The 8,910-nt window shown below is 65.5% G+C and carries 9 protein-coding genes; 1 reads left to right on the top strand and 8 read right to left on the bottom strand.

Going from position 1 to position 8,910, the window contains the following annotated elements; genetic code table 11:
* From K5Q19_RS10045 to K5Q19_RS10015, 7 genes are all read right to left on the bottom strand, one after another.
* Nucleotides 1-1,656 (bottom strand): TonB-dependent receptor (locus K5Q19_RS10045; RefSeq protein WP_292944347.1); only part of this gene is annotated, 1,656 nt, incomplete at its 3' end.
* 114 nt (nucleotides 1,657-1,770) lie between these two features.
* Entirely contained in the window at nucleotides 1,771-2,607 is an 837-nt protein-coding gene (locus K5Q19_RS10040; RefSeq protein ID WP_292944345.1) for an SDR family NAD(P)-dependent oxidoreductase, read from the bottom strand.
* Between the two features lie 103 nt (nucleotides 2,608-2,710).
* Nucleotides 2,711-2,911, bottom strand: coding sequence for a hypothetical protein (locus tag K5Q19_RS10035; protein ID WP_292944343.1), 201 nt, complete (start codon nucleotides 2,909-2,911; stop codon nucleotides 2,711-2,713).
* A gap of 22 nt (nucleotides 2,912-2,933) precedes the next feature.
* Complete coding sequence (locus tag K5Q19_RS10030; protein ID WP_292944340.1) at nucleotides 2,934-3,293, bottom strand: hypothetical protein; 360 nt, start codon at nucleotides 3,291-3,293, stop codon at nucleotides 2,934-2,936.
* Between the two features lie 80 nt (nucleotides 3,294-3,373).
* Nucleotides 3,374-4,435, bottom strand: coding sequence for an acyltransferase (locus K5Q19_RS10025; RefSeq protein ID WP_292944337.1), 1,062 nt, complete (start codon nucleotides 4,433-4,435; stop codon nucleotides 3,374-3,376).
* Between the two features lie 86 nt (nucleotides 4,436-4,521).
* Entirely contained in the window at nucleotides 4,522-5,118 is a 597-nt protein-coding gene (locus K5Q19_RS10020) for a hypothetical protein (protein WP_292944334.1), read from the bottom strand.
* Nucleotides 5,119-5,380: 262 nt separating this feature from the next.
* Entirely contained in the window at nucleotides 5,381-6,496 is a 1,116-nt protein-coding gene (locus K5Q19_RS10015; RefSeq protein ID WP_292944331.1) for an acyltransferase, read from the bottom strand.
* A 150-nt stretch (nucleotides 6,497-6,646) separates the two neighbouring features.
* Here K5Q19_RS10015 and K5Q19_RS10010 point away from each other — a divergent pair, with 150 nt between their 5' ends.
* Nucleotides 6,647-8,491, top strand: a complete 1,845-nt coding sequence (locus tag K5Q19_RS10010) for a DUF885 domain-containing protein (RefSeq protein ID WP_292944329.1) — start codon at nucleotides 6,647-6,649, stop codon at nucleotides 8,489-8,491.
* Nucleotides 8,492-8,494: 3 nt separating this feature from the next.
* Here the strand turns inward: K5Q19_RS10010 and K5Q19_RS10005 are convergent, their stop codons facing one another.
* Entirely contained in the window at nucleotides 8,495-8,884 is a 390-nt protein-coding gene (locus tag K5Q19_RS10005; RefSeq protein ID WP_292944327.1) for a glutathione binding-like protein, read from the bottom strand.
* Nucleotides 8,885-8,910: the final 26 nt, after the last annotated feature.

The following is an 8,910-nucleotide window of genomic DNA, read 5'->3' as shown; positions in this document are numbered from 1 at the left end:
GGGCCCGATCGAGGTGGGCGAGGTGGCGCGGCCGTTGAAGCCGCCCGAGCGGAAGCCGCGCGACCAGCTGGCGTAGACCATCGTGTCCGGATTAGGCTTCCAGTCGAGGATGACGCGGCCGGTGGGATCGCTGAAGGTCTGCTTCGCGGTGGCCTTGAACGCCGCGGGCACAGTGAAGGCGATGTTGAAGTCCTTGGTTTCCCACGTGTAGCGCCCGCCCACGGTGAGGCGCACATTGCTGCCGAACTTGAAGATTGATTCCGCAAAGATCGCGAAGGAATCGAGCTTCTGCCCGGCGGTGAAGTTCTGCACCGGCCCGTTGAGGATATAGGCCTGCGCCGCGGCGACGCCGTTGTAGGGATAGGGTTTGATGAAATAGTCGGTGTGGAGGTAGTAGCCGCCCGCAACAAGGTCGATGTGATCGGTGAGATTGCCGGCGATGCGCACTTCCTGGCTGAACTGCTTGTAGGTCTGATCGCGCGCGGCGACAAACAGCGGCAGCGCCACGCCGGGCGCGACCGGGATCGGCGGGGCGCCCGTGTTTTCCTCGAGCAGCGCATCGCGGGTCGAGCGGTAGCCGGTAATCGCGGTGAGCTTGAAACCGCCGAGCTTGGTGTTCACTTCGAACGCGCCGTTCCAGCCATCGATGAAGCTCTGGAAGGGGATCGTCGAGTTCGCGAGGGTATAGTTTTCCTTGGCCTGCTTCAGATAGCCCTCGGACGCGCAGCCGAGGTTCCTGAGCGGTGGCACGCCAGCGAAAATGGCCTGCGTGAAATCGCAGATATTGCCGCCCGCGCCGAAAACGAGGCCGCTTGGCTGGGTGAGATTGATCGTGGAAGGATAGCCCGAACGGTCCTTCTGGTAATCGACCGAGAGGAGTGCGGTCGAATCCGCGCCGAGATCGAACAGCACCGAGCCGCCCAGATTCCAGAAATCGCGGCCTTTCTCCCGCTGGCCGGTATAGCGGTTGCGCGTGAAGCTATCGCTTTTGCGCAGCAGGCCGAACAGCTTGACCGAGGCAATGTCGCCGATCTTGGGCAGGTTGACCACCGCATCGAGATCATAGGTGTTGTAGCTGCCGTAGCGGCCATGCAGCGTCGCGCCGAGTTCGCCGGTGGGCCGAGTGCGGCGCATCGAGATCGTGCCGCCGATGGTGTTGCGGCCATAAAGCGTGCCCTGCGGACCGCGCAGCACTTCGACGGATTCGAGATCGAAGAAATCGACGTTGGCGCCGGTGTTGGTGCCAAGGAACACGCCGTCGATCGAGATGCCGATGGCAGGATCGAAGGTCTTTTCAAGATCGGCAAAGCTCACGCCGCGGATGGAGGCGGAGAGCGCGTTGCCCGCGAAGGAAATGCGGGCGAGTTGCACGTTGGGCAGGAACTTCTGGATGTTCTGCACATCGAGCAGGACCGAGTTCTGGATGATGTTCGAATTGAGCGCGCTGACCGAGAGCGGCGTATCCTGCAGCTTTTCGTTGCGAAAACGGGCGGTGACGACGATGTTGTCGACACCGCTTGTCGAGGTCTGGTCTTCGCCGGCTTTGTCCGCATCCGCAGGCTGGGCCTGCGCCATGGCGGCTGCAGGCATCAGCGCACCGCCAATCATCATGAGCCTGAAAAAGCGCGCCCTCCTGGCGCGTGCCAATTGCTTCATGCTGCCTCTCCCCAAGTGTTTTTTATCGGGTCGATCCGGCGCAAGGCCAAGAAAGCCCGTGGGGAGAGGCTGAACCGCTTCGGGCCGTTCGGCCACTAGGGATTTGAGTAGGGCTCAAAGCACGAAGTGATCGCCCGCCGCGCGCACGGTCACCTCGGAAATCGAGACGCCCCAGGGCTGGTTGATCGCGTGGATCACCGCATCGGCGATATGCTCGGGCGCAAGGCTGGCATAATCGATGGAATCGGGGCTGAGGCGCTCGGCCGGGAAAGTGCCTGCGCCCATTTGCTGCACCATGTCCATGAATTCGGGCATGTTGTGCGCGACAATGCCCACGCCCGCAGCGGGATTGATCACCGTGCCGGAAAGGCCGGTGGTGGGCACGCCCGTCGGCTTGATCGTGGTGACCTTGATCTTGCCCCGGCTTTCGACGCGCAGCGATTCCGAAAGGAAGTTCACCGCAGACTTGGACGCGCCATAGACCGCCGCGCCGATGACCGGAAAATTGCCGTAGATCGAGGAAAGGTTGACGATCTGCCCGCGCCCCGCCGCCATCATCGGATCATAGGCCGCGACCATGCCATTCAGCACGCCCTTGATGTTGATATCGATGCAGCGCTCCCACGCCGGGTAGGCCGCTTCGTGGTCGGAAAAGAATGCGAGCGGCATGATGCCTGCATTGTTGATCATCACATCGATCCCGCCGTGCGCCTGAGCGGCGGCGGCGACCAGCGCCTTGACCGCGCCAAGATCGCGCACATCCGTCTCGACAGCCAGCGCGGTGCCGCCAGCGGCGATGACGGCGTCTGCGGTCGCCTGCGCCGCGGCAAGATCGATGTCGCCGCAGGTCACCTTGGCGCCAAGCGCGGCGGCTTTCTGGGCGACAAGCCGGCCAAAGCCGCCGCCTGCGCCGGTGATGACGATGGATTTGCCGGCGATGTGGTTGGTCATGGTCTCTCCGGTAGTCTGGGTGCGAAGGGGCATCCGGTTGCGCGGAGATGTTTACGGCGGCGGCGGCCGGAATCCACCCTATTCCGATGCGGCGGCCAGAGCCTCAGGGCCGGGTTGCGGCGGACGTCAGGGTTTGCCCGCCGGGTGTCGGCAGCGACCAGATCACGACATTGGTGATCATCACCGCCGCAAGGATCGCCATGAGCGCCGGGCGCTGGCGCTCACCCTTGCGCCAGAGGAACACCGCGCCTGCCATCAGGGCAAGCGCGGTGAGCATGGCAAGCGATAGCGCAGCGTCCGTCATCGCGGTTTGATTGCGCTGGCCGTCAGGACTTGAACAGGCCCGAGGCGAGCCCGCCGAGATTGCCGAGCGGGCTTTCGCCTTCCTTCCCGCCGAGCAGGCCGCCCAGCATGCCCGCCGCATCGGGGTGCTGGGTCAGCATCGTCGCGAAGCTGGCGAGCGAGCCCTCGCCGCCGATGTGGCCGACGATCTGCTGGAGAATGCCGGCATCGATACCGGTGTTTTCAGCGGCGGTTTCCACCGTGTCGGTCGGCGCGGCATGGCCCGCAGCAAGCCCGGCAATCGCGCTTTCCACCATCGAAGGATCGATGCCGACTTTCGCGGCGAGGTTCTTCACATCGACGTTGCTGCTGATCTGGCCGAGGATCTGGTCGAAAATGCTCATGCGCCGAACTCCCTTGAGGGTGGAACGGGCAGACTAGCCGATGATGAGCCGGAAGCCATCATCAATATGGCGCAGGACGATCAGGCGAAGGCGCCGCGGGGGCTTGTGGAGGCCGCGCCCGGCCGGTCACGCCGGCGGAGCAGGCGCTGCATCGGCACATCGAACCAGCGCATCGCGAACCACGCAAGCGCGATCGCAGAGGCCGCCTCGGCAAACGCGAACAGCGCGAACTGGGCGGGCGACAGAGGGTAACGGCGCACCACTTCAAGCCCGAGCCGCAGCACGGCCGCTTGCGTGATATAGAGCGGATAGGACAAGGCCCCGATCGCGGCGAAAGCACGCTCGAACGCAGGACCCGGACGGTTGGCAATGCCCAGCCACACCAGCAGCGGAAACAGCACGAGGACGCAGGCCAGCGAGGTTGCGGCACCCCAGCCGGTGGGCGCGAGCAGGACGGCGAGCAGCACGAGCATCAGCGCACCGCCCGCCAGCAGACCACTGTCCGGCGCTGAAGGCAGGCGCCGGAGGAGGACGCCGGCGAAAAACGGAAAGATCACGCGGGGCACACCGAGGAGGACATCCGCCTGCTCATGCCCGCCGCTTATCCCGCCATTGGCATAGGCCAGCCACACCAGCGCCGCGCCGCCGCCAAGCACGATCGCGATGAGCACCGCATGGCTGAGCCAGCGCGCAATGCAGGCAAAGACCAGATTGGCGAGCGCCTCGAACGTCAGCGACCAGGCCGCCGGATTGAACGGATAGGCCGTTGGCCACTGCGGAAAAACGAAAGAGGGCAGGAGCAGGAAGGCGAACACCGCTGCAGCTGCGACATCGCCGGCGCTGACGGAGCCCTTTACCGCCGCCGCCAGCGCCGCCAGCACTGTGCCCAGCAGGATGCCGAAGAACGCCAGCGGATAGAGCCGGACGAAGCGCAACCGGGCGAAGGCGCGCAGCGAAAGCGTCCCGCCGGCCAGCCGCGCCTCGTAGGAATGCGCGACGACGAAGCCGCTCAGCACATAGAAGAAATCCACCGCCAACCCCGCGAAAGGGAGTGCGGCCAAGGTGCGCTGCTGCACGATGTGGAACACCAGCACAACGAAGGCCGCGACGCCGCGCATGCCATCGAGAGTGTGGAACCGCATCATGGAGTCTCCTCGGGAACACCCGGTCATCGCGCCCCGCCGCGACACGGCGCGCTGGAACGCGCGCCGTGTCGCGGCCTCCGGGTTCAGATCACGATGGGGTCCGGATGAATGTTGCTGAGCGTCAGCGCCTGTGTGTTGCCGAAGGCATCGTTGAGCAGGAACGTGGTGCCATCGAACGGCCCGCCGTTGATTTCGTAGAAGCTGCCCTTGGACGGGTTCGCGGCAAGGAACCGGGCCATCGCATTGATGTCTTCCTGGCCGTCGATGAAGTAGGAACCGGTGCCCCTGCGCGACATGCCGAGCGTGCCGAAGATGTCGTCAAAGCCGGTGATGCGCACATTGTCGCCATCCGCGAAAGTCAGGTCGGTGACCATGACCCATTGCGAAACCTGGGCAACGCCGTTGCCGCCGCTGAACCTGAAAGGCGCAACGCCTTCGGCCGAGCGGAACAGAAACTGATCGGCGCCGGCACCGCCTGTGAGCGAATCCTGGCCGCCGCCGCCCTTGAGGATGTCGTTACCGTCGCCGCCATAGAGCCAGTCCTTGCCGGCACCGCCGTAAAGCACATCGTTTCCAGCGCCGCCGGAGATCACATCACTGCCGCCTCCACCCGTTATCGCGTCATCCCCGGAAGTACCCGTGAGAACTTCGTTACTTCTTGTTCCGTTGATCGTCGCCATCTCAATCCCCAATACTGCCATGACTGCGTTTTTGACGCTCCAAACCGGAATTAACGCCCGATATTTTAACTTATTAATTCCGTTTTAAGTGTATCATTTTTCACGATTACTTATCTATACGTGGTAACCGAGTCGGTATTGATCGCAGGAAAGGCAGCCGCAGCGCGGGATGGTGCGCCCGGATGTCTGGCGGCTTAGCGGTGCCCTTTGGTATTGCAGCGCGGAAACAGGTTCAGTTCCGAAGCAGTTGGCGGCGTTCCTGCTAGGTCACTGCGCGAAAGCGGCGCAGCAGACCGGTGCTGCGCGGCCGTGCCGGGCCTGCGGGCGAATCAGCGCCGGCCAGAACATGCCGCGCCAGCCACGCGCGGGCCGGCTCATCGAACCACACCAGCACCGCCCAGGCCGCCGCGAGCAGCACCGGCGCGAGCAGCAGTGCGGCCCAGTTTTCGCCAGCTCCGCCCCCGGCATACTTCAGCACACCGGCGGCCAGCGCGAGCAGGGGCACGTGCGTGCCATAGACCGGGTAGGACAGCCGGCCGAGCAGGGCGCCACCGGGCAGCACGCGTTCCTGACCTGCCGCGACCGCGACCAGCAGCACCGCGGGCATGCACACGAGGACGACGAGCAGCTGCCAGCCGAGCACCGGCAAGGGCAGCGTGAGGAAATAGACCAGCGCCGCCAGCACCATGATCGCGCTGGAGCGCCCCATGCGCGGCAACAGATGGCGCGCACGGTGCAGCAGCAGGCCGATGCCGAATCCGAAGCCGACCCGCGCCACTCCGCCCGCCAGCGACACCGCTTCCCAGCCGATATCGAGCGTGCCGAAATGCAACCCCAGCGCCACGAGCAGCCCGGCGCTCGCAGCGACGAGGCCGCAAAGAACGCGCGTGCTGCGCCCCGCAAACACGGCGGCCCAGACGAGATTGATAGCGATTTCGAAGAACAGCGACCACAGCGGGCCATTGGCAGGAAACATTTCCCACCCCGTCGCGCGGCCATGCCACAGCTTGGGCAGGATCAGCAGGTTGAGCAGGTTCGCGCCGAGCACTTCGGCCAGCGGATCGGAACGGGCGGGCGCGGCAAAGGCACGCGCGACGAGATAGGCCCCGCCCGCCAGCGCCCCGAGCATGGCCACCGGTGCCATGCGGACAAGGCGGCGCGTGGCGAACGCGGTGAACGCCATGCCGCATGCAAGACGCGCCTCGTATGCCTCCGCAATCACGAAGCCGCTGAGCATGAAGAAGAAATCGACCGCGAGAAAGCCGTTGGGCAGGATCAGCGGGCCACCGCCCCGCGTGCCGATGTGGAAGACCAGCACCGCCAGCGCGGCGACACCGCGCAGTTCATCCAGCAGCCGATAGCGTTCATGGCCTGCCATGGGCCGGGATCTCCTCTGTTCGTGCTGAATGGCGGGAGAAGGGGGCGGCAAGTCCACGCCCGGTTGCTCCATTTTCGAACCAATCCCCGCTGCGCGACAGGGCATGACGCGGCTTTGACAGCGAAGGGCCGGTGCGACACTGTACCCCGCATGATACCGCAACACTCCGGCTCTCCCGCCCTCACCCGCCGTGAGGCCATCGCGGGCCTTGCCGCCGGCGCTGCCGTGCTGGCCCTTCCCGAACTGGCACGGGCGGCTGCAACGTCATCCGCTGCGGCGGTCCTGCTTGATGATGCCGCGTGGCGCATGCTGGCGCTGAAGCCGGAGAGCGCGACTTCGCTGGGGCTCGATACCGGGGCCCATGCTGCCTTGCGGGGCGCGCTGGAGAACCGCTCGGCCGCAGGGCAGGCCACCGTCGCCGCGCTGGTGCGCAGCGATCTCGCCAAGGTCGAGGCAATTGCCGACGCAGGGCTCGATCCCGTCACCCGCACCAGCCTTGCGGTCGTGAAGAGCGCCTATCGCACTGCGCTCGACGGCTTCGCGCTGCCTTATGGCGACATCACCGTCGGCAGCTGGCGCAACACCCCATACGTCGTGATCCAGAACGTGGGCGCCTACATCGACGTGCCGCGCTTCCTTGATTCGGACCATCCGATCAATACGGCAGCGGATGCCGAAGCCTATCTGGCGCGGCTGGCGCAGTTTCCGGCGGTGCTGGAGGGGGAGACCGCGCGGCTGAAGGCAACCGCAGCACAAGGCGTGATCGCGCCGTCGTTCCTCATCGACAAGGCGATCCTGCAGATGGGTGCAAGTCTTTCAGCGATGGGGTCGGGTGGCGGCCTTGTCGAATCGATCGAGCGCCGCACCCGCGAGAAGGGCATTCCCGGCGACTGGGCAGGCCGCGCGCGCGAGATCGTGACCAGACAGGTTGCCCCGACGCTGGAACACCAGCTTGCCGAGCTGATCGCGCAGCGCAAGCTGGCGGTGCCGGCGGCGGGGATGCACCAGCGCCCCGGCGGCGATGCGTTCTACGCCTGGGCCCTGCGCGCCAGCACGACGACGCGGATGACGCCGGACGAGATCCACAAGCTCGGCCTCGAAGCGCTTGCCGAGTTGCAGGGGCGGATGGACCCGATCCTCAGGAAACTGGGCTATACCAGCGGCACGGTGGGCGAGCGGATGACCGCGCTGGGCGAGGATCCGCGCTTCCAGTTCCCCGACAACGACGAGGGCCGGGCGCAGATCATCGCCTTCATCCAGAAACGGCTGACCTATATCCGCGGACAGATGCCGCGCGCGTTTTCGAAGCTGGTCCGCGGCAATCTGGAAGTGCGGCGCCTGCCCCCGGCGGAGGAACCGGGCGCGCCCGGCGCCTATGGCGGACCCGGCTCCATCGATGGCTCGATCCCCGGCAAGATGTGGATCAATCTCGGCACGACGCGGCTGCACAACACCTACAGTCTGCCGACGCTGGTCCATCACGAGGCCATTCCCGGGCACGTGTGGCAGGGCGAATATTCGAACCAGCTGCCGACAATCCGCGCGATGCTGGCGTTCAATGCCTATTCGGAAGGCTGGGCGCTCTATGCGGAAACGCTGGGCGACGAGCTTGGCGCCTATGACGACGATCCGGTGGGCAAGCTGGGCTATCTCCAGTCCATCGCCTTCCGCGCCTGCCGTCTGGTCGTCGATACCGGCCTCCACGCGCGCGAATGGACGCGCGAGCAGGCGATCGACTGGTTTGCCAATACCAACGGTTCGGGCCGCGAGGAGGTGACCAGCGAGGTCGAGCGCTATTGCAGCTGGCCGGGGCAGGCCTGCGGCTATTTCATCGGCCGCAGCGAAATCCTGCGCCAGCGCGCGCGGGCGATGGCGGCGCTCGGCAAGGCCTATGACCTGCGCGACTACGACAACACAGTGGTCGAGGGCGGCAACGTGCCCCTCGATGTGCTGGCGGCGAATATCGACCGGTATATTGCGGGGAAGAAGGGCTGAGGCTCAGCCCTTCGCCGCCTTGATCAGATCGCGGTCGATCGCCTTGGCGGCCTGGTAACCCGCGCGGGTGCGGATGCGTTCGGCATAGGCCGCGAAGCTGGGCAGCGGCGGGATCGAGCCGAAGTTGAGGCCCCAGTCGATCTGGCTGCCGACATAGACGTCCGCCATGGTGAATCGCGCGCCGCAAACCCAGTCGCGGCCGGACAGCAGGCCGTCCATCGCCGCGACGGTGCGCTCATAGGTGCCGAAGCCGGCCATGCCCGATTTGCCCTCGGGCACTTCCCAGCCCATCGCCCGGCTGATCACGGCCTGCTCGAGCGGTCCTGCTGCGAAGAACAGCCAGCGGTAGTAGATCCTATGCAGGCCGGATCGGCTATGCCGTTGTTCCGTCAAACCTCACGGAGAACGCTACATGGAGA

Origin of the sequence: Novosphingobium sp. (assembly GCF_019748365.1) — a bacterium.
In the GTDB taxonomy this organism is placed as follows: Bacteria; Pseudomonadota; Alphaproteobacteria; order Sphingomonadales; family Sphingomonadaceae; genus Novosphingobium.
Note: the sequence above shows the minus strand (reverse complement) of the source record. Positions and strands in the feature narration are given on the sequence as shown.